This window comes from Flavobacteriaceae bacterium HL-DH10, from assembly GCA_031826515.1.
GTDB classification, from domain to species: Bacteria; Bacteroidota; Bacteroidia; order Flavobacteriales; family Flavobacteriaceae; genus Thalassobellus; species Thalassobellus suaedae.
Window position 1 is genome coordinate 1,307,641 of the sequence record CP134536.1, and the last position, 25,473, is coordinate 1,333,113.

General features: G+C 30.8%; 22 protein-coding genes. 16 read left to right on the forward strand and 6 right to left on the reverse strand.

Features of this window, described 5'->3' with window-relative positions; genetic code table 11:
• Positions 1-75: 75 nt before the first annotated feature.
• The 13 genes from RHP49_05780 to RHP49_05840 all read left to right on the forward strand — a co-directional run bounded on the left by RHP49_05780 (position 76) and on the right by RHP49_05840 (position 12,265).
• Positions 76-1,221: a zinc metalloprotease gene (locus RHP49_05780; GenBank protein WNH13764.1), complete on the forward strand. Its 1,146-nt coding sequence runs from the start codon at positions 76-78 to the stop codon at positions 1,219-1,221.
• Between the two features lie 87 nt (positions 1,222-1,308).
• Positions 1,309-2,115, forward strand: a complete 807-nt coding sequence (locus tag RHP49_05785; protein WNH13765.1) for an META domain-containing protein — start codon at positions 1,309-1,311, stop codon at positions 2,113-2,115.
• Positions 2,116-2,154: 39 nt separating this feature from the next.
• Complete coding sequence (locus RHP49_05790; GenBank protein WNH13766.1) at positions 2,155-2,577, forward strand: SufE family protein; 423 nt, start codon at positions 2,155-2,157, stop codon at positions 2,575-2,577.
• Between the two features lie 72 nt (positions 2,578-2,649).
• On the forward strand, positions 2,650-2,976 hold the full coding sequence (locus tag RHP49_05795) for an SUF system Fe-S cluster assembly protein (GenBank protein ID WNH13767.1): 327 nt from the start codon (positions 2,650-2,652) through the stop codon (positions 2,974-2,976).
• Positions 2,977-2,995: 19 nt separating this feature from the next.
• A complete protein-coding gene (locus RHP49_05800) occupies positions 2,996-3,331 on the forward strand; it encodes a cupin domain-containing protein (GenBank protein ID WNH13768.1) in 336 nt (111 codons plus the stop codon).
• Between the two features lie 22 nt (positions 3,332-3,353).
• Positions 3,354-3,860, forward strand: coding sequence for a DUF2480 family protein (locus RHP49_05805; GenBank protein WNH13769.1), 507 nt, complete (start codon positions 3,354-3,356; stop codon positions 3,858-3,860).
• 82 nt (positions 3,861-3,942) lie between these two features.
• On the forward strand, positions 3,943-4,863 hold the full coding sequence (locus RHP49_05810; GenBank protein ID WNH13770.1) for a DUF3078 domain-containing protein: 921 nt from the start codon (positions 3,943-3,945) through the stop codon (positions 4,861-4,863).
• Positions 4,864-5,081: 218 nt separating this feature from the next.
• The gene (locus tag RHP49_05815) at positions 5,082-5,453 is read left to right on the forward strand and encodes a response regulator transcription factor (protein ID WNH13771.1); all 372 of its coding nucleotides are present in this window, start codon (positions 5,082-5,084) and stop codon (positions 5,451-5,453) included.
• A gap of 7 nt (positions 5,454-5,460) precedes the next feature.
• Entirely contained in the window at positions 5,461-6,564 is a 1,104-nt protein-coding gene (locus RHP49_05820; GenBank protein ID WNH13772.1) for a hypothetical protein, read from the forward strand.
• Positions 6,565-6,566: 2 nt separating this feature from the next.
• Positions 6,567-7,997: a glycosyltransferase gene (locus RHP49_05825; protein WNH13773.1), complete on the forward strand. Its 1,431-nt coding sequence runs from the start codon at positions 6,567-6,569 to the stop codon at positions 7,995-7,997.
• Positions 7,998-8,325: 328 nt separating this feature from the next.
• On the forward strand, positions 8,326-10,431 hold the full coding sequence (locus RHP49_05830) for a sulfatase-like hydrolase/transferase (protein WNH13774.1): 2,106 nt from the start codon (positions 8,326-8,328) through the stop codon (positions 10,429-10,431).
• 12 nt (positions 10,432-10,443) lie between these two features.
• On the forward strand, positions 10,444-11,691 hold the full coding sequence (locus tag RHP49_05835; GenBank protein ID WNH13775.1) for a YaiO family outer membrane beta-barrel protein: 1,248 nt from the start codon (positions 10,444-10,446) through the stop codon (positions 11,689-11,691).
• Between the two features lie 22 nt (positions 11,692-11,713).
• On the forward strand, positions 11,714-12,265 hold the full coding sequence (locus RHP49_05840) for a methyltransferase domain-containing protein (GenBank protein WNH13776.1): 552 nt from the start codon (positions 11,714-11,716) through the stop codon (positions 12,263-12,265).
• A 9-nt stretch (positions 12,266-12,274) separates the two neighbouring features.
• On the opposite strand, the gene hflX is transcribed toward RHP49_05840, so the two are convergent.
• Positions 12,275-13,492 carry a GTPase HflX gene (hflX, locus tag RHP49_05845; GenBank protein WNH13777.1) on the reverse strand — a complete coding sequence of 406 codons (1,218 nt, stop codon included), beginning with the start codon at positions 13,490-13,492 and terminating at the stop codon, positions 12,275-12,277.
• 164 nt (positions 13,493-13,656) lie between these two features.
• On the opposite strand from hflX, the gene RHP49_05850 reads away from it, so the two are divergent.
• A complete protein-coding gene (locus RHP49_05850; protein ID WNH13778.1) occupies positions 13,657-14,625 on the forward strand; it encodes an endonuclease in 969 nt (322 codons plus the stop codon).
• Between the two features lie 123 nt (positions 14,626-14,748).
• Here the strand turns inward: RHP49_05850 and RHP49_05855 are convergent, their stop codons facing one another.
• From RHP49_05855 to RHP49_05865, 3 genes are read right to left on the reverse strand one after another with little or no spacing between them, the layout of a single operon-like run.
• Positions 14,749-15,126, reverse strand: coding sequence for a hypothetical protein (locus tag RHP49_05855; protein WNH13779.1), 378 nt, complete (start codon positions 15,124-15,126; stop codon positions 14,749-14,751).
• Positions 15,127-15,174: 48 nt separating this feature from the next.
• Entirely contained in the window at positions 15,175-16,620 is a 1,446-nt protein-coding gene (locus RHP49_05860; GenBank protein ID WNH13780.1) for a DUF5689 domain-containing protein, read from the reverse strand.
• Positions 16,621-16,634: 14 nt separating this feature from the next.
• A complete protein-coding gene (locus tag RHP49_05865) occupies positions 16,635-19,442 on the reverse strand; it encodes a carboxypeptidase-like regulatory domain-containing protein (protein WNH13781.1) in 2,808 nt (935 codons plus the stop codon).
• Between the two features lie 122 nt (positions 19,443-19,564).
• Here RHP49_05865 and RHP49_05870 point away from each other — a divergent pair, with 122 nt between their 5' ends.
• Positions 19,565-20,650 (forward strand): endonuclease/exonuclease/phosphatase family protein, encoded by a 1,086-nt coding sequence (locus tag RHP49_05870; protein WNH13782.1) that lies wholly within the window; start codon positions 19,565-19,567, stop codon positions 20,648-20,650.
• Positions 20,651-20,659: 9 nt separating this feature from the next.
• Here RHP49_05870 and RHP49_05875 read toward each other — a convergent pair whose 3' ends face one another.
• Positions 20,660-21,094, reverse strand: coding sequence for a hypothetical protein (locus RHP49_05875; GenBank protein WNH13783.1), 435 nt, complete (start codon positions 21,092-21,094; stop codon positions 20,660-20,662).
• A gap of 267 nt (positions 21,095-21,361) precedes the next feature.
• On the opposite strand from RHP49_05875, the gene RHP49_05880 reads away from it, so the two are divergent.
• Positions 21,362-23,263 carry an endonuclease gene (locus RHP49_05880; GenBank protein WNH13784.1) on the forward strand — a complete coding sequence of 634 codons (1,902 nt, stop codon included), beginning with the start codon at positions 21,362-21,364 and terminating at the stop codon, positions 23,261-23,263.
• 394 nt (positions 23,264-23,657) lie between these two features.
• Here RHP49_05880 and RHP49_05885 read toward each other — a convergent pair whose 3' ends face one another.
• Positions 23,658-25,466, reverse strand: coding sequence for a hypothetical protein (locus tag RHP49_05885; protein ID WNH13785.1), 1,809 nt, complete (start codon positions 25,464-25,466; stop codon positions 23,658-23,660).
• Between the last annotated feature and the right edge of the window lie 7 nt (positions 25,467-25,473).

Consider the following 25,473-nt stretch of genomic DNA (forward strand, 5'->3'; position numbering starts at 1 on the left):
CTTCATACGATTTTTGTTAATCTTTTCATAAAAAAACCTATCTTTAATAGATTATAACCTTCTAATTAATAGCACATGAAAAAATTAATACTAGCATTTGCTGCCCTATCTTTTGTTTTAACATCGTGTAGCAATAATGAAAATGACATTACTTCGGAGCAATCTAAGATTGATATGAGTGATTTTTATGTTTACACTAATGCCGATGTAGATGAAACCTCTAAGCTGACAGCAACAAAAAGCCCTTTAAAGTCTTGTTATACCATGGTTAATCTTAACCGGTTATTAAAGGAAAACCCTGGTCTTGAAAAAAAGATGTACGATATTGAATATTTTACAAGACAGTTTATTGCTAGTAAAAAACCAACTGGAACACCAGGTGGAGGACCTGGCGGAGGCACTACAGATCCACCAGCTGACACAGATACAGATGGTGATGGCATCTATGACATTTATGATGATTGCCCGACTATATCTGGTTTGTCTGAATATAATGGCTGTCCTGCCCCTTATGCTAACGAAATCATTATTCCAGTTGTAATCAACATTATAGAAAAGTATGATGGTCAAGTAACCCAGGAACAAATAGATTCGCAAATAGCTATTTTAAATGAAGATTTTAACAATTTAAACTCAAGGACTGTAAATACTCCTTTAGAATTTTCGACATCTGTTGCGAACTTCGACATCACGTTTACACAGAGCTCGGTTAAAAGAACAATTTCAAATAAAAAAAGTTGGGGAACCAGAGATGCCATGAAATTTTCCAGTCAGGGTGGTATTGATGCTACTGACCCATCAACATATTTAAATATTTGGGTTTGTGAAATTGGACGTGGCATATTAGGGTATGCTCAATTTCCTGGTGGTCCAGAAGCTACAGACGGCGTTGTTATTGGTCCCAATTATTTTGGAGAAACAGGTGGCAATTATGGACATGGAAGAACCGCAACCCACGAGATTGGTCACTGGTTAAATTTACGCCATATATGGGGAGATGGTGGATGTTCGTATGACGATTTTGTAACAGACACTCCTACTTCCGACGGACCTAATTATGGTTGTCCTGAAGAAACTATTAATTGCGGCACAGTTGATATGACCATGAATTACATGGATTATGTTTACGATGATTGTATGTATATGTTTACCCATGGTCAGAATGACAGATCAAGATCTCTATTTACCAGTGGTGGTTATAGGTATAGCTTTGTAGACTAAATCGATAATTGTTTATAAAATATTTAAAAGACACCAACTTTGGTGTCTTTTTTGTATATTATTTTTTTAAATTTTATAATAAAATTCATGAAACTTTTAACCTTATTACTCACGATGTTTGTTCTACAATCTTGTAGATGCCAAAAAGAAACATCAACTATGAATGATAATTCTGAACAAGAAAAACAAACTGAATTACTCTCTGGGAGTTATACAATTTCATCAATAGAAAGTAACAGAAATCTTCCTGATAATTTAAACATAACATTTGATCAAAACACGAATAAAGTATCTGGTTTTACTGCATGTAATCGGTTTTTTGGAACCTATACAATTGAAAAGAACTCCATATCCATTAGCAATTTAGCTACTACAAAAATATATTGTAAAAATGTTATGGATATTGAAAAACACTTACTAAAAGCTTTATCAAATATTAAGACGTATTCGATAAAAAACAATCAAATAAATTTAAATAATGGTGATGCTATTTTAATTGAAGCTTCAAAAGATTCACTTGATAGCATACAACCAGAAAACAATTATCTTATTGAATATTCTGTTTCATCAAGAGGCTTTTATAAACAAATTACAATAAACAAAAAAAACATTTCAATCTTAGAACAAAGAGCAGGAACACCAACAGCTTTTAGTTTAGGAGAACAGAACTGGAAAACCCTTATAAAAGCCATTAGTTCTATAAATACTAAAACCATCCCAAACCTTGAAGCTCCAAGTAAAGCATTTCAATATGATGGTGCTGCTATTGCTCGATTAAAAATAACTGATAATGGGAAAACTTATCAAACTCAACCTTTTGATCATGGAAACCCACCAAAAGAAATAGCAAATCTTGTTAAAGAAATCCTATCAATTTCAGAAAACATTGAATAGCAACGTTTGATGTTGTATTTTTACATAAAATTTTTAAGTATGAGTATTGAAGAAATTCAAAACGAAATTATAGACGAATTCTCCATGTTTGAAGACTGGGAAGAGCGTTACCAATATATGATAGATTTGGGCAAAGATTTACCCTTAATTGACGACCAATACAAAACGGACAGCAACATTATAAAAGGTTGCCAAAGCAAAGTATGGGTACATGCCGAAATGAAAGACGATAAAATAGAATTTACTGCCGATAGTGATGCTATAATTACTAAAGGTATTATTGCTATATTAATTCGTGCGTTTTCAAATCAGCATCCAAAAGATATTATTAATGCCGATACCGATTTTATAGACCAAATCGGGTTAAAAGAACATTTGTCGCCAACACGTGCCAATGGATTAGTAAGCATGGTAAAACAGCTTAAAATGTATGCCATAGCATACCAAACACAACTGAAATAAAATTGATTCGTTTTTTCGTTCATAAATAAAACTCTAAACGACTAAACAAATAAACGCATAAACATTTAAAAGATGAGTAACACAACAATAGACACTGCCGAATTAGGTGAAAAAATAGTTAACGTTTTAAAAACTATTTACGATCCAGAAATACCTGTAGATATATACGAATTAGGTTTAATTTATGATGTTTTTGTAAATGAAGACTACGACGTAAAAATATTAATGACTTTAACAACACCTAATTGCCCTGTAGCAGAAACATTACCCTTAGAAGTTGAAGAAAAAGTAAAATCTTTAGACGCTGTAAAAAGTGCTGAGGTTGAAATTACTTTTGATCCACCATGGACACAAGAACTTATGAGTGAAGAAGCTAAATTAGAATTAGGAATGCTTTAGAATTTAATTTTAAAATAAAATGACAAAAGAAGTTATAAAAAAAGAAGAAGACGTTGTAGCATTAAGCCCTACTTTAAATAGAAAAGTTGTTCATTTAAAAGATTTAATGATTACTGTTATAGAATTTACTAATGGTCCTATGGCTCAACCAGATCCTCCACATAATCATCCACATGAACAAATTTCTTATGTTGCAAGTGGCTCACTTAAATTATTTATAGAAGATCGAGAATATATTTTAAATGAAGGTGATGTTTTTAAAGTAGAATCTAACCTTAACCACTGTATTCAAACCTTAACAGAAAACGTTAAGCTTATAGATGGTTTTGCGCCAATTCGAGAAGACTTTCTTTAAAATTTAAAATAAAGAATAAATAATGCCAGACGACATTATAAATCGCGTAGCGAATAGTAAATTAATAACTATTAACTTAGAAGACTATTATCCAAAAGGGCAACGTATACTCTTTGATATAAAAGACTGGTTATTTGAAGGATTTGTGTTGCGTGAAAAAGACTTTAGAAACCAAGTTACATTATTTGATTGGTCACAATATAAAGATACCTATGTTGCATTAACATGCAGTACAGATGCCATTATACCTGGATGGGCGTATATGTTAATAAGTATTCAATTAGAGCCTTTTGCTAAAAAAATAACAATTGGTAATCTTGATCATTTAGAAACTAGCATTTATCAAGATGTTTTAAATGATTTGGATGTTACTGAATTTACAAACAAACCTATCATAATAAAAGGTTGTTCAAAAAAACCTGTACCTCAAAACGCCTATATAATGCTAGCAACAAAGTTAAAACCTATTGCAAAATCTATTATGTATGGTGAAGCTTGCTCTTCTGTTCCATTGTATAAAAATAAATAATTCTTACAAATTTTATGTGACCTAACATGTATTAAGGGTCTTAATTTTATATTTGCACAAGTTTAAAAAATTATAAAAAAACATGAAAAAATTATTATTTATTTTTTTGGTTGGAATTGCGTCGGTAAATGCACAAACTAAAAAAGAATTACAAGCACAAAAAGCAGAAAAACAAGCAACAGCAAATGCTGCTCAAGCTGAAGCTAATGCTTTACAAGCTAAAATAGACGCCTTACCTGGATGGAGAACAGGAGCTTTTGGTACTATTGGAGGTAGTTTGTCTAATTTTAATAATTGGTACGCACAAGGTGCTCCTAATAATGCCTCTGGTAATTTAGGGTTTACTTTAAATGCATATGCTAACTTAATAGAAGAAAAATTCTTTTGGAGAAATTCATTAAGCACTAATTTGAAATGGGTAAAATTAGATAATAAAGATATTGAAACAGATGACGATAGCTTTAATCCGACGACTGATGTCTTTAACATATCATCATTATATGGAAGAAACATTACTAAAACTATAGCAGTTTCTGGATTAATGGAATATAGAACAACATTATTAGACAACTTTAACGACCCTGGATATTTAGATTTAGGTATTGGAGCTACATGGACACCAATCCAAAATTTAATAGTAGTTATTCATCCCTTAAATTACAACTTTGTTTTTAGTGATAATGATACCGTTTTTGAATCGTCTTTAGGAGCTAAAATTGTTGCAGATTACACAAGACAAATAGGAGCAATAAACTTTAAATCAAACTTTTCTACATTCCAAAGTTACAAAAGTAGTGATTTATCAAACTTTACTTGGACAAACTCATTTGGCTATACCCTTTGGAAAATGATTGGTGTAGGTTTTGATTTCGGATTAAGAAGTAATAAGCAAGAAGCTTTAAACTATGCTTTAGCTCAAACCCCTGCTACAGCAACTTCTTTTGATGATGTTGATAATAAGCTACAAACCTATTATACAGTTGGTTTGAGTTATAAATTTTAATTTTAAAAAAAACATTCTTTAACTATAAGCGCACTTTATAAAGTGCGCTTTTTTTGTTTATAAATGTAAGTGAAATTTAAATAAATTGCATTTTAACCTATTTATTTGATTTTTATCGATATATAGCTCTATATTGCCCCCGATTACTAAAGAGCTATTTAGAGACACTTTGTTTTCAGTATTATTGTTTGCCCTAAACACTAAATGAAATTAACACTATGATTGAAAATAATATAAAAATTGTTTTAGCAGAAGACAATACTACACTTTCCTTATTACTAAAATTCAGGTTAGAAAAAGAAGGATACCATTTATTCATAGCAAAAGACGGTAAAGAAGCTCTAGAATTAATAGAAACTCACACACCAGATTTAATCATAACGGATATTATGATGCCTTTTATAAGCGGATTAGAGGTTATTAGCCATGTTCGAATAAAACTAGATATGGATGCTCCAATAATAGTGTTTTCTGCTGCTGGACAAGAAGAAATGGTACTTAAAGCTTTTAACTTAGGAGCTAATGATTTTATGGGAAAACCATTTAGCCCAAATGAATTAATGATTCGAGTAAAAAGACTTTTAGGATAAAAATTTTATGCTAGAATATCAAACCTATATAGATTATATAAAAGACGCTCCTTTGCTAATGAAAATAGCTTGGGGAGCATGCTGTTTTTTAATTTCAATAATTCTGCTACTTACCATCTATCTCAAATTCATAAGAAGATATTTAAGAATAAAAGAATTAGAAGATTTAGAGTTTAGAAAAGAATACGAAGTATCAATAATTGAATATCTATACTCAGGAGATGATAGTGGAACCATTAATTCTATTCAAGAATCAATTATAGATAAAATAAAAGTATCGATAAATAACAAATCAAAACGAAAAATTATCATAAAAGTTTTATATGATTTAATGAATGAAGTTTCAGGAGAAATGTCTGATTCAATTAAGATATTTTATTATAAAACAGGACTTATAAATGACGCATTAAAACGTTTAGAAAGCAAAAAATGGCATATTATAGCAAAAGGGATTGGAGAATTAACACGCTTTAAAATTGATGAAGTTAATAATAATGTCACAAAATTCATAAAACACCCTAAAAAAGAAGTTCGGAAAGAAACACAATTATACCTAGTAAGCTTATATAAATTTGAAGGACTTTCATTTTTAAACAACATGGCAACACCTTTGTCTGAATGGACTCAAATACAATTATTAGAAATTTTACAAAATTTCGATGATCAGCAAATTTGTGATATTAAACCTTGGTTAAAATCAACAAATGATAGCGTGGTATTGTTTTCATTAAAATTAGCACAAGTCTATAATCAATTTGAAGTTCAAGAAACTTTAATGGAATTACTATCACATAATTCTAAAAATATTCGAGTTTCAGCCATCGAAACTTTAACGCATTTATATGGTATTGAAGCCAAAGAAATGCTTAAAACTAACTTTAATGAATTAAGCTTAGAAGAACAAATTTCATTCTTCGGTATGCTTGAAAAATTAGTAGTTCCAACAGACGAACCTTTTGTAGAAAAATATTTATTTCATAAAAACTTTGAAATACAACTTTTAGCACTTAAAATATTAAAATCAATCAATCTTGATAAGTACATAGGCTTAAGTAAAATGCCTATAGACGAAAAAGATTCATCTATGTTAAAACTAGTAGATTCCCTATAATTATGGATACAAGTAGCGTACAAATAATTTTAAAATTACTGCATTATCTCTTTTTTGGGTATGCATTTATAGCCATATTATCATACATTATTTTATCTGTTATTTCTGGAAAAGAAACTATTGAGTATCTTAAAAAAAATAGCTTTGTTAATTATAAAGATATTCTATCTTCAACTATGTCTCCTTCAATAACGATTATAGCACCAGCATATAATGAAAGTCTTAATGTTGTAGAAAACGTAAGATCCTTATTATCTAATCATTATGTTAATTACAGTGTTATTATTGTAAATGATGGCAGTAAAGATGATAGTCTAGAAAAATTAATTAAAGCCTACGATTTAGAAAAAATAGAGTATTTAATTAATGATAAAATTAAAACCCAACCACTAAGAGCTGGTGTATTTAAATCTAAAAATCCTGCCTTTGAAAAATTAATGGTAGTAGATAAAGAAAATGGAGGAAAAGCTGATGCTTTAAACATGGGTTTAAACATTAGTAAAACTAAATATGTTGCCTGTATCGATGTAGATTGCTTACTATTAGAAGACGCCCTTCAAAAAATGATAAAACCGTTTCTAGATGAAACAGGTACAAAAGTTATTGCTGCGGGTGGTGTTATTAGAATAGCAAATTCGTGTGTTATAAGAGGCGGTAAACTAATAGATGTAAATCTCCCAAAAAACCTACTTATTCAATCTCAGATTTTAGAATATTTGAGAGCTTTTCTTCTTGGAAGAATGGCTTGGAGCAGACTAAATGGATTGTTAGTAATTTCAGGTGCATTTGGCATATTTGACAAAGAAATAGCCATTGCGGTTGGAGGTTATGACACGCAAACTGTTGGAGAAGATATGGAGATTATAGTTAGAATGCGTCGCTATATGGAAGAACGAAATGAAAAATATAGAGTTTCGTATATCCCCGATCCACTATGTTGGACAGAGGCACCAGATAGTTATAAAGTATTTATATCGCAACGAAATAGATGGACACGCGGCACTATTGAAACCTTAAAGAAACATCGAAAAATTGGTTTTAATAGAAAATATGGATCGTTTGGTTTAATAAGCTATCCCTATTGGTTAATATTTGAGCGCATGGCTCCAATAATTGAAGCAGTAGGACTTATTTATTTTATAATATTAATTGCATTACGAGAAGTAAGATGGGAATATGCCTTATCATTTTTAGTATTGTCCTATTTATTTTCAGTTTGCTTTTCCATCATTGCTATTTATTCAGAAGAACTAACCTTTCATCAATATAAAAAAAGAGGCACCGGCTATAAACTTGTTTTATTAAGTGCTCTAGAACCTTTTGTACTTCATCCTTTTATATTATATGCAGCCATTCGTGGTAATTACGATTACTATTTTAATAAGAAAAAAAAATGGGGAAATATGGTAAGAAAAGGTTTAGCAACAACTTAAAATTACCATTATAAAAAACAAAAAACCAATGAAATATAAACTAAACCCCCAGAATACATACAAATTTGCATATTTAGCAATATCATTAATTTGTGGATTTTGGCTAATCAGTTTATTTGAGTTTATTTTATCAAAATCAACAGAAATAAATCTAATATTAAAATTTATAAACGACTTTTGGTGTGGCTTCATAATAAGCCTTTTATTATTTCCTTTTTTTCTTCTAATCAATATATTTTCAAAAAAATGGAGCTTTATAATCCTTAAGATATTACTCATACTTATTATAGTCATCCAATTTTCATTAGTTAAATATAGTTTATCGACTATGCTAAACTTAGGAGCCGATATTTTAGGTTATTCGTTTGATGATGCTTTTAGTACTGTTTCAGTATCTGAGTCTATTTCTATAACTTACTTTTTACCGTTTATAATTTTCCCGCTATTGTTTCTTGCAATATATCAAATTATTAAAAAGTATATAGATACAACAATGCTAAAAGGAATAGGCGTTATATCTATTTTGATTTTTGGTAGTTTAAAGTTGATATTTTCAACAGTCTCAGTGGCAGCTAATAAAAATAAGATTGCCTTCTTAACATATGATATTATAAAGTTTCAGAAAGAAAAGAACCTTTTAAAAAATTTTAATTTAGATGGAAGGGAAGATTATCCACTGTTAAAACCTTTTGATCTATCTAAAGATGTATTATCTCCATTTATAGAAGCAAAAACCGAAAAGCCTAATATAGTTGTAATTGTTGTAGAAGGCTTAGGTAGTGAATTTGTAAATAATAACGAATACAGTGGATTTACACCTTACATTGACGAACTAATAAATAAATCGTTATACTGGGAAAACTTTACAAGTACTACGGGTAGATCGTTTGGAATATTACCCGCTTTACTAGGGTCTTTACCATATGGCGAAAAAGGATTTTTAGAATTAACTAAAACACCTTCTCATATATCACTTATTAGCGTCTTAAAAGCCAATGGATATACAACTTCATATTACTCAGGAGGCCCATCTAGCTTTGATAGAAAAATCAATTTTTTAGAATATAACGGTATTGATAAATTGATAGATGAAAATAAATATGGTTCAGATTATCAAAAAACAGCTAGCAATGATGGTGGATTTTCATGGGGATATCCCGATGGTGAAATCTTTAGAAAAGCATTAACTTCTTTAGATACTGAAAAACAACCGCGCTTAGATATAGTAATGACTCTTTCTTCTCACGAGCCTTTCGAATTCCCTGATAAACAAGAATACATGGCTAAAGTTGACAAAATGTTAAGTACCTCACAAAGATCAGAACTCCTTAAAAATAAAATATCCAGTCACAAAAATATTTTCTCTTGTCTTCTTTATACAGATAATGCTGTAAAAGAATTTATGAACAGTTATAAAGAAAAACCTGAATATTCTAATACTATTTTCATAATAACAGGTGATCACAGATTAATTCCAATCACTCAAAAAGATAAACTCTGTAGGTTTCATGTACCCTTTTTAATATACAGTCCTATGTTAAAAAAAGCAGAAAAATTTAAATCTATATCGTCACATTGGGATGTTACACCTAGCTTATTAAGACACTTATTTAATAATCATAAGTTTAAACCATTAGAGAAAACTGCTTGGATTGGTAATGGATTAGATACAGCTAAACAATTTAGAAACATTCATAAAATACCTTTAATGAGATATAAAGGCAGTCTAAATGATTTTATATATAAAGATTATTTCTATTCTGATGGCGAATTATTTAAGATAAATGAAAATTTTGGCACTTATAAAGTTACAGAAGATGCACTTCAAAAAGCCATTGCAGATTCTTTATTAGCATTCAAAAAAATAAATGCATATGTTACACAACGTAATAAAATATTCCCTGACTCACTTAATATTTATGTTACTCCAAAAATGGAGTTTTCAGAAAAACAATTAGCAATAATTAATAACTATAAAAAAGAAAAAACATTTGATGAATTATTATTAATTACTAGAGATTTAGCTTTTAAAAAACAATATGCAGAAGCACGTTTATTATGTGATTTCATTTTAAACGAATTCCCAAATTATACAGATGCCAGAGTACTTAAAGGTAGAACCCTTGCTTGGGAAAAAGATTTTGAAAACTCTGAGAAAGTACTTCTAAATGCTCTTAAAAGATCACCTTATTATGATGATACTTATTTAGCAATATTAGACTTGTATTGGTGGTCTGGACAAGAAGATAAATCAATAGAAATATACAATCAAGCCATAAAAAATGAAGTTAAAAACCCAGAGATTAGTTATAAAATAGCAAAAACCTATCAACGGGGAAATAACACTAAAATGTCAATTAAATTAATTGATAGTATTATTAAAAACCACCCAAACAACACTGATTATTTAACCTTTAAAAAAACCTTGCGTTAAGGGTTTTAAATTATGAATAAACACATATATTTAATATTATTTTTAATAAGCTTCAGTTCCTTAGGGCAACAAAAAGTGTTTAAAGGAGATCCCGATCGAGCTTTCAAAGTAGCAAGAGAATTGGCTTTTAATAAAGAACGTAAAAAAGCGCAAGACACCCTTTTATTAATATTAACCAAATACCCAAACTATCATGATATCCGTTCCTTTTTAGCTAGTACATACTCATGGGATGGCGATTATGAAAAAGCAAAAAAAGAGTTTACATATATTTTAAAAAACAATCCAAACAGACTAGATACTTGGGAAGCTGCAATTAAAAATGAATTATGGAGTAAAACGCCTTTTAAGGCTTTAGAAATGAGTAATAAAGCTTTAAAATATTTTCCTAAAAACCCTGAAATCTTATATTTAAAAGCAAGTGCAGAAGATGGGTTAGACAATCCAGAGGAAGCGTTATTAACCATTGAAGACATATTACAAGACCATCCAAATCATGAAAAAACAAAAGCTTATAAAATAAACTTAATAGATAAATTAAGTCTCAACATTATTGGTTTAAAATCTTCTGTAGATATATATTCAACAGTCTTCAACCCTATGCAATTCTACCTAATAAAGTATGTTAGACAAACAAAATATGGTAGTATTCATAGTAAAGTAAATATAAGTAGACGTTTTGAGTCAACAGGAGCACAATTTGAAGTAGATATGTATCCAAGAATAACAAAAGGATTGTATGCATATCTTAATTTTGGTATCTCCAATTCCTTTTTATTTCCAGATATAAGATATGGCGCAGAATTACATAAGTCTTTACCATTAAGTCTTGAAGCATCTTTAGGATTTAGATCTCTAAAATTCTCTTCATCTACTACTACAATTTATACAGGTTCAATTGGTTGGTATACAGGAAATAATTATTGGTCGTTTAGAACTTATGTAACTCCTGGAGATTCTGGTGCTAGTAAATCAGTAGCACTTACATATAGGAAATACAGAAGAGATGCTAATAATTATTTAAGTGCAGAAGCAGGAATGGGAATCTCACCAGATGAAGACAGATTCAACCTTAGTTCGAATGCAACAATAAACCTAAACTCTCAAAAATTTAATTTGGGATACTACTTTACTTCTAAAAACGAAAAAAACTTATGGGGTATTCAAAGTGGTATATCTCATCAAGAAATTAGTTTTAATCCAGGTTCTTATTTCTGGATATATTCCTTTTCGTTATCTTGGGACCTAAAATTTAGATAACCCAAAACAAGTAAAACATTAAATGAATCTGAAAAACAAACTTTCATTAACCTACGCTAGAAGTCTTATGGTTACTGGAGCTATATCTGAATCCTGTAGAGAAGTTGAAATTGAAATATGTAAACATATTTCACAAGATAATAATAAGATTATAGTAGAGTTTGGAATGGGTCAAGGTAATATAACCCGAGAAATACTAAAAAGGATATCACCTACATCTAAATTATATGCCTTCGAGGTCAAAGAAAGCTTTTGTAATGATGCAAAGCAAACTATTTTAGACGACCGACTAATAATTATAAATGATGGTGCTGAAAATTTGCAAAAACATATACAAGGAGAAATCAACACTGTAATTTCTTCAATTCCATTATCTTTTTTTAGTAAAGAAAAAAGATCTACAATTATAAATGGAGCATATAATCTTTTGGAAGACAATGCATATTATAGTCAACTTTTATATACCAAGATTCATTTAAAAAAGTTTAAAAGAATCTTCGAAGAATGTTATATAAAATCACATAAAAATCTTTTTCCAGAACACGTTTATCACTGTAAGAAAACAAGAAACTAAAATAAAAAATCACTCCATATCCTCGCCATCATAATCAGGATACAAGAACTTATTATAAGGAAAACGCGTTACATGAATCTCACGAACCTCATCGTAAACTCGTTTTTTAAAGTCTTCTAAATTTTGCTTGTTCAAAGCAGAAATAAACAAGGCGTTATTACCAACTTTACTCATCCATGTACTTTTCCATTCCTCTAATGAGTAATGTCTTTCCGTACGTTCAGTTTCTAAATCATCTTCATCTATATGATCTTGCTGATATGCATCAATTTTATTAAAAACCATAATAGTTGGTTTATCCCCACTCTTTATTTCTCCTAAAATTTTCTCAACAGATGCAATGTGCTCTTCAAAATTAGGATGTGAAATATCAACTACGTGCAATAATAAATCGGCTTCTCTAACCTCATCAAGTGTACTCTTAAAACTATCTACCAATTGTGTTGGTAGTTTTCTTATAAACCCAACCGTGTCACTTAATAAAAAAGGTAAGTTTTGTATCACCACTTTTCTAACTGTAGTATCTAAGGTTGCAAATAGTTTGTTTTCGGCAAACACCTCGCTCTTGCTAATCACGTTCATTAAAGTAGATTTCCCAACATTTGTATAACCAACCAAGGCCACACGCACCATTTTACCACGATTACCACGTTGCACAGCCATTTGTTTATCAATGGTTTTAATACGTGCTTTTAACAACGCAATTTTATCACGTACAATACGTCTATCTGTCTCAATCTCCGTTTCACCAGGACCACGCATACCAATACCCCCTTTTTGGCGTTCAAGGTGTGTCCACATACCTCTTAACCGAGGTAATAAATATTCACATTGCGCCAATTCCACCTGTGTTCTTGCGTAACTGGTTTGAGCACGTTGGGCAAAAATATCAAGGATTAAGTTCGTTCTATCTAAAACCTTAACATTAAGTATTTTACTAATATTTCGTTCTTGTGCCGATGATAATTCATCATCAAAAATAGCCGTACCAATATCATTTTCTTCAATAAATATGCGCACATCTTCCATTTTACCTGTACCTATAAAGGTTTTAGGATTGGGCATATCCATTTTTTGAGTAAATCGTTTTATGGCATATCCACCAGCAGTATATGTTAAAAACTCCAACTCATCTAAATATTCTTTAGATTTTTCTTCATCTTGTTCTTTTGTTATAACACCTATTAAAACAGCACGTTCTAACGAAATATCTTTCTCTTCTATCATAAGTGCAAAGTTACATAATTGCGATCATTTTTATTTGAAAAAGAATTCTAAGATATGAAATATAGAAGTTTCCATTAAAATCATCATAATCGCTAATACAGGAATCTAAAATATAGAATTTAAGAAAATTATATATTTATTATTTTTAAGCCTATTTTTGATTTATGACAGACACTTTTGAAGACATACCAGTAAGACACGATTTACAGACTATTGCTTTTTATAATACTGAAAATTTATTCGATATTTATGATGATAAGTATACTAATGACAACGACTTCTTGCCTTCTACTGCAAAAAAGTGGACACCAAAACGTTATGACAACAAGCTTAGAAAATTAAGCTTTGCCATTTCTAATATAGGAAAAAAAGAAACAGGTAAACACCCTGCTCTTGTTGGGTTGGCAGAAGTTGAAAATGCTAAAGTTATCGAAGATTTAATAAGCTCAAAACATCTTGAAGATTGTAATTACGGCTATGTACATTATGATTCTTTAGACGAACGCGGTATTGACGTTGCGCTTATGTACGATAGAAATGCTTTTCAAATAATATCGTCTGAACCTTTTACTATTAAATTAACAGATGATGATGGCTATCCTGATTATACCCGAGATATTTTATTGGTTTCTGGACTATTAGATGGCGAAAATGTACACATTCTAGTTAATCATTGGTCGTCTAGACGTGAAGGAGAAAAAGAAACCGAATTCAAACGTATTGCTTCCTCTGATAAAGCTGGAGAAATTATTTCTAATCTCCGATTTGAAGATGAAGATGCTAAAATTATAGTGATAGGCGATTTTAATGATGATCCATCAAGCAATAGTATTAAACGTTTGGTTGAAGGTTTTGATTTGTTTAACCCTATGGAAACCCTACGTTCATACAACCGTGGTACAACCAACTATAACCGCCAATGGAATTTATTCGACCAAATATTAATTTCTACCAATTTTTTTAAAACCTCTGATAATTTATTTGAGTATCATACTGCTAATATTTTTGATGAAGATTTTTTAAAACTTTTTAACGGAAAATTTAAAGGCACACCTTTTAGAACCTATGTGGGGAAAAAATATAAAGGAGGCTATAGCGATCATTTTCCTGTATATGCTATTTTGAAAAAGTAATAAAACGTTGTTGCGAGAAACAACAACAATCTTTTTGTCATGTCGACGTAAGGAGATATCGCACACTCTATGTTGCCTTTATTATGTGATGTCTCCTTGCGTCGACATGACAATTAATGCCTTTTAAACAGCCATAGAAAGCACATAAGTCAATCCTAAAACAAGAACAGGCAGCAAGAATAACAACCAAATATTATAAGTGTTTGATTTCTTTTTATTCATTTTAGCATTAATCATCATGCGGCGTTTACCTGTATATTGCATCCAGTTTTTAAAACATACAAATCCTGAAACCAAAATAAATATAATCCACGCTTTTTCTTGAGACATCGTGCTCACATGCATTTTACTAAAAAAACCTGCAAAGAAAACACCTAAAAGCAATAGCAATGCACATTGTAAAACGGACACATATACTATAGCAATAGTATTAGATTTTTGCTTGTATTTAGGCTTGAAATATAAAAATATGCTGTAAAACAGAATGTCGAAAGCGTTCATTTAAATAGTTTTGGGCGAAAATACTATTAAAATTCATATGGTTTATTATCATTCCACATAATCCACACGAACTTCATCCAACTCATAAACCCCATCAAAAGTATCTTGTCCACTACCAGTAAATTTAAATGCGATATGGATGGTGCCTGTAGCACAAGACAAATCAACGGTTCCAGAATTAAACCATGGCACAAATGAATCAGAATCTTTTACCACATAAGCAGCAGAAAGCACTCCCCAAGTTGCAGAGGTAATATGATCTTCGGTGCCATCCCAATCTAACGAATACAAGACTTCCATAAAGCTACTATCTGCTAAACTGTTAGAAGTTTTAAAACGAAGTGTAGCACTACTATAAGTATCTAAATCAATGACAGGAGTGATTAACCATCCTATATTACTAGCATCACCCGAACTTGCTGATTGAAATCTTGCAGATCTTCCTAAAGATGCATTGGAGGATGTTGACGAATACCCTTCCCAAGCTTCTGTGCCTGCTTCTATATAATTTGTCCAACCATCAATAACTATAGGTTTATTATTTTTTTGAGATTCGAAATCTTCATAAAATAAATTACTTGTTCCTATACTAGAAGCTAATCCGCAATCTAATTCTATGGGGTCACAACGTTCACTACTATCAAAATTAACATCAGTTACACTATTAACAATAATAACGTTAAAATCGTCTCCAAAATCTCGACTAAATACACCTGTAATACTTCCTTTTCCCTGCGGAATAATAACCGATTTAAAATCTGAAAACGTACTGGTTTGCATAAGTATTGATGTTCCCGAATCGCAACTTTCTAAAGTACGCAGCCCGTCATACTCATCAATAGATTCACTGGCATATGTAGCTCCTAACTCAAACCTATTAAGCTGCATATTATCCATTTGTATTAAAGTGTTTTGATCGGCATTCGTTAAATTTTCAGGACTTACTACTTTCGGAATTATGGTAGCGACTTCATTAGTTCTAATAACTATATCACGATATTCGGCTGCTTGAATTTGTTTTACTTTTACCGCATCGCCCTTTCCAATGGTTATCACACCATTTGATTCACCAATAGTTAATCCCGCTAATTTTATATATATCTTCCTTCCAAATTCATAGGTATCAGACAAGCTACTTACATTAATATCTACTTTCAGTCCTAACCTTGGGTCGGCATCTGTATCACTATCATCTATTTTATTTTGAATAATAAGTTCTTCAAAAAAGTTTCCAGCAGCATCACTAGAAACCACATAACCTTCGATATAAATATCTTCATCCTCATAAATTCTAGCAATTAAATCCCCGCTATTTACTGCTTGCTCATACCTTTGTTGAACGGCTCTAAAGGTCGTTATCTTATTTTCAGGAATACTTATATTTTCAGAATCACTTGGCAAAGGAATATTATAATCGTCATCATTAACACAGGATATTATTATAAAAACACCCAACAGAATGCATAGTTTATTAATATATTTTAGCTGTATCATCTCTTTATTTTTTTTTAAAATCTTACATTCAAATTAAGGAAATAGGTTGCCCCACGTCCGTACCAATATTTAGACCCAAACACGGGTTTATCGAGTGCTTTATCATCTCGTAATTGTCTGTAATTGGCATTGCGCCCTTGTTCAAAACCTCCTGTTTTATAAACTTCATCTAGCAAATTATTTACACTTGCAAAAAAACCTATATAATAATCACCAACTAACCACGATTTACCACCAGTTAAGTTTACTGACATATAATTATCAAACGTTTCTTGTTTTAAAAGCTCTAGAGCAATGGTTTCATCATAATCAATGAATGGTTGTCCATCGACATCTTTGTAAAAATTATCGGTTCGAGTCAATGGACTGATATCTATATATGTTTTATCGAAAAAATTAGCTGTGGCTCCAAACCACCAATAATCGGGATCGCGATACTCGAAACCAACTGAGTAAGCCTGATGTGGACCTACTGCTAACTTATAATTTTTTAAATATGATTTACCTAAATACACATTCTCGAATCGATCTGAAGACAGATATAAATTAGGATTATTAGCATATGTATATTGCCCAAGCGCCACTACTCCTTTTAGTTTAATAGTAGTTGTAACTTGTGCTTCAATACCTAATTCGGTTCCTAAATAATTTTTATCAACACCCTGTAAAATCTCTTGAATAAACTCGGTATCATCAGTTCCTGATTGTTGTGTACCCGATTCTGCAATAACATTTCCAATGCCATCGGCGAAGAAAAACGAAATTTCGTTAGCATCTTTCAACGATGTATAAAAGCCAGTTAATTTTGCTTTTACAATGTCTGAACGATAAATATAACTAGCGTCAACAGACATTAGTTTTTCTTCGGTAATATTTGGTACGATGTTATGATTTGATCTAGAATTTGAGAAACTATTTCTAATAGAAGGCGCTTTGGTAATATAACCCATATTAACATCTATAATATGCTTGCCAGAAATTTTATAGATTGCACCTGCCTTTACACCCATTCCTATAAAAGATAAGTTTTCTCCTTTACCTAAAGAATTATTAGCGAATGATTCATTTTGGAACAACCCTTCTCTTTGATATTGTGTGCTGGTTATACTTGTAGAAACATAAAAATCAAACTTATTATATTTAAACTGAGCTTGAGCATAGCCAGAAAAAACACTAGCAAACATATTATAATTGTAACCATAGGTTTCGCCAACTTTTGCATTAGTATTTGGGTTTTGCAAATCAAATTGAACACCATCAAAACTATCAATATTTAAAAACCCAGTGCCTCCTAACAAATCTAAAACCTCAGCATAATTTTCAGATTTTAAATTTTTATAATTTAATGCAGTATTAAATATTATATGCTCATTAATATCTTTTTTATAAACCATATTAATAGATAATTGTTTGTCATCTACCCTATCTTCATACAACATGTATGTTGCATTTCTTCCTAAAGATGTATTAATAGAATTTGCATCGTATAATTGTTTCCAATCTAATTGTCCATTATTTAAAAACGCTTGTTGGGCTTGGTATGCAAAACCCAAATCGTTCGGAAAATTTCGTTCAAAATAGCTTGGTAGTTTTTGGTAATAGCTAGGACTTGGGTTTGTTCCTCCGCTTTCAAACGTATTTTGTCCATCGTTTGTGGTTACTAAATTTGCACCTCCATAAGCCAATCGGCTATTTCCAAATTTTCCAAATTGATAACCAATGTTAGTATTTAAAGATGATTTAGTGTTGATATTCCAATAATGATTCAGCATCACAATAGGTTCAATCACTTCTTTAATACGTGAATTACGTTTTTTACCATCTTGATAACCCCAATATTCATTATACTTTATGCCTTTTAAATCGTAAACCTCTTGAGTATTTGCTGATGATTTACCGCGTTTATTAGGGGCATAAATCCCTGTGAAACTTAAACTATGTTTCTCATTAAACTTTTTTTCTGCGGAAGCGAATAAAGAATTAGAATCATAAAGTGTTGCGTCTTGATAACCTTCGTTTCCCCAACGACGCCCTAAAGACAGCGTATATGCCCAGCCACTTTTTAAAAGACTAGAAGCATAGGTTGCCATAAGTCTGTTTGAATAACTTCTATTTGAAGATGAATAGGTAATACGCCCTCCAGATTTCATTTGGGAAGCTCTGGTATTAATATTCGTTGTTCCTAAAATGCCTCCAAAGTTATAGCTTGATGGCGTTAAACCCGAAGTTAATTCTTGATTACGTAAAACATCATTCATACCTCCCCAATTACTCCACTGTGGGCGACCGTTGTAAATTTTATTCATTTCAATGCCATTAATTAAAACGGAACTATTATCTGAATCTAAACCACGCATTCTAAAAAAAGAGGAACTAAACTCGAAGGCAGCAGTACGCTGAAAAATATTTAAAGACGATGACAGTAAACCAGAAATATTACCATAACCACTTTCGTCCCCATCTAATTCGTCATCAGATAATATAATAGTAAACAAGTCTTGAGAAGATCGCTCAAGCTCTAAAGTCATATCAGTAATATTTACCGTCAATCCTTCATTTACAATTATTGGATATCGTTTTGTAAAATATCCTAATTTAGATATTTTTAGAATCTGTTCTCCCAAAGGGATGTTTTCAGTAAACTGAAATTCACCTAATTCATTAGTTAATTGTATTTGTTTAGTAGCTTCTATGGTAATTGTAACATTTGTGATAGGTTGAAAAGAGTCTCCATCAATAACACTCCCTTTTATTAAGGTTTGCTGTGAATTAGCAAAAATTGCAAACTCACATAATAATAAAAAAATTATAAATTTTTTCATGTTAATTTTAAACACCTATTGATTGAATAAGCGACTTTAAAAGTAAGAAATTTATATTAAATGTATTTTTTGGTTAATTTTTGTATTATATTAACTATATTTAAATACAGTTTTTTACTACTATGAAACCTCTTAAATTCTTTATTCTTTCTTTGTTTTTATGTGTATTTATTAATATCAATGCACAAGAAAAAATATTTAAAATTCACACTATTGCCTTTTATAATTTGGAAAATTTATTTGACACCATTAATGACCCAAACAAATTAGATGAATATAGTCCTATGATGGAACTTAAAACAAATAGAAGTGTTGTTTACCTAAAGAAAATTAAAAACATGGCTCAGGTTATATCAGAAATTGGTGTAGATATTACTAAAAATAGTCCTGCTATAATTGGTGTTGCCGAAATTGAAAACAAACAGGTACTAAATGATTTGGTTAACGATTCTATTTTGTTGAGAAAAAATTATGGTATTATACATTTTGATTCTCCTGATGCTAGAGGTATTGATGTAGCGCTTTTATATCAGAAAAAAATATTTACACCTATAGCATCAAGTAAACATGAACTGAAAATTTATGATGATTCAAGAAAACGAGTTTATACAAGAGACCAATTATTGGTTAGTGGAAACTTAGATGGCGAGCTTATTCATGTTATTGTTTGCCACTGGCCATCGCGTCGTGGTGGTGAACAACGAAGCAGACCAAAACGTGTGGCTGCTGCTAAAGTTAGTAAACACTTAGTTGATTCCTTACAAACCATAAACCCATATGCAAAAATTTTTATTATGGGTGATTTAAATGATAACCCAACAAACAAAAGTGTAAAAGACATTTTAAAAGCTAAAAAAGACAGACAAAAAGTTGAATTAAAAGGTGTTTATAATCCTTTTGAAACGTTTTATAATAATGGCGAAGGAACAACAGCCTATAGAGATTCATGGAGTTTATTTGATCAAATTATGGTAACGAAACCTTTACTAGAAAAAGACTATTCCACTTTTAGATATTATAAAGCAGGTATCTATAACAAAAACTACTTAATTACTAATACAGGGAAATATAAAGGTTATCCTCACAGAAGTTGGTCAAATGGCGGGTTTGATAATGGTTATAGCGACCATTTCCCTGTTTATACTTATATTATAAAGGAAGTCCCAGCTGCCATTCAGACATCTTACCAAAAAACTAAAACCAACTAATAGTACTACCTACAACCAAGTATTCCAAGGAATTCTAGATAAGAATAACACTAGAGCTATTGTATAAAAAACAGCAATAGTTTTTAATTTTACATTAGAAGTTAATTTCTTTTTATGTTTTGAATACCCAATAGTTATTAAAGCTACTGCTAAAATATTTACAAACGGGTGTTCTACAAGGTATAATCTTGCTAAAGAATTACCCATAACGCCTCCTCCTAATTCACTCCATAATTCAAATCGAGGTGATACAAAGTAAAGTATCAAACCAATTAATAATTGAATATGAGACACTATTAAAGTAAATAACGATATTCTAAAATCTTTGGCTTCGTATTCTTTATCTCCAAAAGTTTTAATTAAAGCATTTACAACTGCAACGATTAAAACTAAAAGCACTAAATATGCCCAACATGAATGAATTGATAATATGGTTTCGTACATGAATACAATTTTTTAGAATTTATAATAGCAAATGTAATAATTAAAAGCATTAAAAAATCGCTTCAAAGGAAGCGGTTTAAAAATTTATTATATAATTACACGGTTATTCTTGTGCTTTTTCAGCATTATTACTACACAAAAAACTCTATCTAAACGTAGGTTATTATTACGTTAAGGGGCATAAATATTTTGAATAATTAATTGATTTCAATATATAAACAATAAATTTGTAATAACTACAAAATCTAATTAACTAACGATTCATTTATGAAAAATCTATTCATTTATACACTCACTTTTTTATGTGCCATTTCTTCTTTTGGGCAAATTCAATCTTATTATAATGGTCTCGATTTGACAAATACTGGTGAAGATTTATTTTTAGAATTATCAACTAGATTAAAATCTACTCACATATCAATTCCCTATACATCTACAGCAACTGATACTTGGGATGTTTTAAAGCAAGCGGAAGAAGATCCAGATAACCCTTCAAATGTATTATTGATTTATGGTTTTGATGATACAGATGGAGATTATAAAACAGATAGAACAAGAGCGAAAACGGAGACTGATACTGGTGGTGGCGATCCAGGTAAATGGAATAGAGAACATATTTTTGCAAAGTCTATAGCAAATCCTATTTTAGTAACTGATGACCCAGGTCCTGGAACTGATGTACATAATTTAAGACCAGCTGATTCAGAATGGAATTCGCTGCGTAGTAATCGTAAATTTACAGATGGAAGTGGTGATTCTAAAATTATAGCAGGCAATGGTGGCTGGTATCCAGGTGATGAATGGAAAGGAGATGTTGCACGTGCAATTATGTACATGTATTTACGGTATAATGGTGATGGATCTAAGACGTCTGAAACACAATGTTTTCCTAAAGCAATAGGCTACGGCAACGTATTATCTGCAGATCCTAATATGATAGATTTATTTTTAAAATGGAACGCTGAAGACCCAGTTTCTGATTTTGAAGACCAACATAACCCAGTTGCAGAGGGAATTCAAGGTAATAGAAATCCGTTTATAGATAATCCGTATTTAGCAACCCTTATTTGGGGTGGTTTAATAGCTGAAGACCGTTGGGATTTAAATGATAATTCAGATACTGAAGCACCAAGTTTGCCTGAAAACCTAATAGCAACAACTATTAAAGATGATGAAATTGAAATTAGTTGGGATGCTTCTACAGATAATGTTAATGTCATTGATTATTTAATTTATTTAGATGGCGTGTATTTACAATCAACATCAACAACCTCTACTTTAATTGAAAATTTATTTTCAAACACAACATATCAAATTACTATTAAAGCTAGAGACAATTCTTCTAACTTGTCCGCTGCAAGTGAGATTTTGAATGTTACAACTTTACAGGGACCTATAGTTTTATTTTCAGAAGATTTTGAAAATTGTGGTGATTTGAATTTCTTTACTTATAGTGAAAGTAGTACTAAAGATTGGATATGTAGCCCGCAATACGGAGAGAATAATTCAGGTTCGATAGGTATTAACGGCTACCAACAGGTTACTTTAAGTAAAGATTGGTTAATCACATCTAATTCAATTGATTTTGATACAAGTTCTGGAGAAAAATTAAGTTTTTATACTGATGCTGCTTATGGTTCATCTACATTAGAATTAGTGTATTCATCAGATTATGATAAAACAGATGGTCCAGAAAATTTCACTTGGACAGCAGTACCAAACGTTACAATCCCTTTGCATTCTGATGGGTCAGGAACAGAAGAAGTATACACCTTTACTGATATAGATATTAGTGAAATTACTGGCTCTGTTTATTTTGCATTTAAATACTATTCAAACAATGAACCGACTCGTTGGACGGTTGACAGTTTTGAGATTATTGCTGGAAATTCTCTTGCTATTGATGATTTTAATACTGAAAACTCCATAGTAAAAGCATACCCAAACCCAAATGATGGGAGTTTTAGCATTACTGTTCCTTTAGTTGAAAAAGAAGTTGTTGTAGAGTTATATTCCATACAATCTCAATTAATTTCTAGAAAATCACACATCGTTAATGATGGAATAGTAAAAATGAATATACAAGAAAAACCAGCTGGTTTATATATAGTTAAAGTACATTTAGAAAGTAAACTTAATGATATAGCTTTAAAAGTTGTAAAAGGATAGAGAAACTTTTTGAAGTTGAGCTTCTAAATAAAAAAAGCCCATTTATATATTGTTAATAATATACAAATGGGCTTTTTTATTTACTGAATGATTCCAAAAGAATTAAAACTTAGACTTTTAAAGGTCTATTAGGATTTTACATTCTATTATATTCAATCCAAACATAAACAATTCAAATTAAGAATATGATATTACATCATGAAATAAACATTACACCTTATAGAAATAGTTTGTGTATGTATTGAACTTAATAGCAGAGTATTAAAATAACTAACGATTATTAATTAATTTAACTTAAAACTTGAACTTAGTTTTTGAAACGAATTATGACAATGTATAAAAACAAAAAGACCGTCTTTACGACGGTCTTTTCTATGTTTAATGTGATTATTAATTATTCATTAACAACCCACGAACCATTAGTTTTAATAAACTTAGTAGTGTATTCATTTTCTCCGCTATCATAAATAACATAAGTTAGAAGATACTTTTGTCCTTCTGCAGCATTAGGATCTAAGTTATCTAAAAGTATAGCTAATGCATACTGAATTTGTGCATCTGACCAATTATAATCAAAATCACCATAACTAGCTAAGTTTCCAATTAATCCTGAATATTCAGGATCAGTTAATTGAGATGCCATATATTCATAATCACCATTTCTTACTAAAGTGTATCTGATAGTATTATCTGGAATCCAAGTGTTATCTTCTTTTCCAAATTGCAAACTACTATCAATTGTTGATTGATAACCTACCCAGACACCATCTATTTTTGTATATGAATTACCACGTGTTTGAGCTCCGCTTGAACTAGACACATAACTATATAATACATTTAACTCTTCTCCTTCTTGTGCAAAAGGGAATTTTAGATTTAAAAATGTTGGCAAATAACCATCTGGTTGCGTTGAACTTCCAAAAGTTTCAATACCCATGGAAGTAAAATCTTCATCACTTACTAAGTAAACCCCATCTGTAGCTATTTCCCATCCGTCCTCTGTAAAAGTATAAATCACTTTATTTGATGTTGTACTTCCTACTGTTTCATCATCTAAAACGTCATTAGTCATAATTGCCGACCAAGTATTGGCAACACGAATACCATCTATTGTTCCAGTTGGACCGTTAGTACCTTGGCGAATTGCAATTCTATTTGCTGTATTACCAGCAAAACCAGTATTTGTTGCTTCTGGTGTTGTAGGCTCTGTAGCTTCTGGTGAAGTTAAAACATATAAATTTGATGTACCAGTAGCTATATCATAAGTTGCAACAATAAGGTATGTTGTATTTAAATCAAACGGTGTAGAACCCCAAGTTGGGCTATTAAATGAGCTAGCTCCAATACCGAACAAAACATTTCCAGATCCATCACTTTTAGCACCAACTCTAGCTGAATAATTAAAACTACCATCTTCTTCCATTAGGTGGAAAAAATAGGTTCCATCACCAACTTCACTTAAGTTTATTAAGGCACTCGCATAAACTGTTCCAGTTTCTATAATTGATGTAAAAGAGGTATTAACATCTTCAAAACCTGAACCAAAAGCTATAGCACCCCCTATATTAGTACTAGGATAATCTGTCATTTCTAAACTTGAAGTATTATATACTACAAAACCTGAAGTTCCTGAATGTGCAGTCCAATCAGAAGTAATAGTTGTTAGGTCTCCTGCTGCGGATCCATAATCAAAATTTTCTTCAAGAGAAATTGTTGGAGTCACTTTATATGCACTTCCTGTATATTGAAAATATGATGCTGCTACATAATCGCCTTCATTTGGAGAACTGTAATTATCACTAATAATATCTACTAAATAATCTTCTGGAGTAGCATCAGATTGAAAACCTAATAAATCACTTCCGCTTAAGGCATAATCTTCTTGCTTTAAACTATAATCTCTTAACCAAAAAGCACTACCAATGTATAGTCTATAATCTACTGTTACAGCCGACCCATTACTTAAAAATGGATATAATTCTGATAAATAATCTGGTAACATTGATTTAGCATCGTCTAACGAACTAAAACTCCCAAATGATAAATCTAATTCATCATAATCATCATCACTAAGTGTTAATTTAACTTCTTCTACAACACCTGGATTATTTGCATTAGCGTCATTATGAATATCTTCCATAGGGTTACAACCAACAATGATTGTTCCTAACAAAATTGTATATAAATAAAATATTTTTTTCATAGTTCTT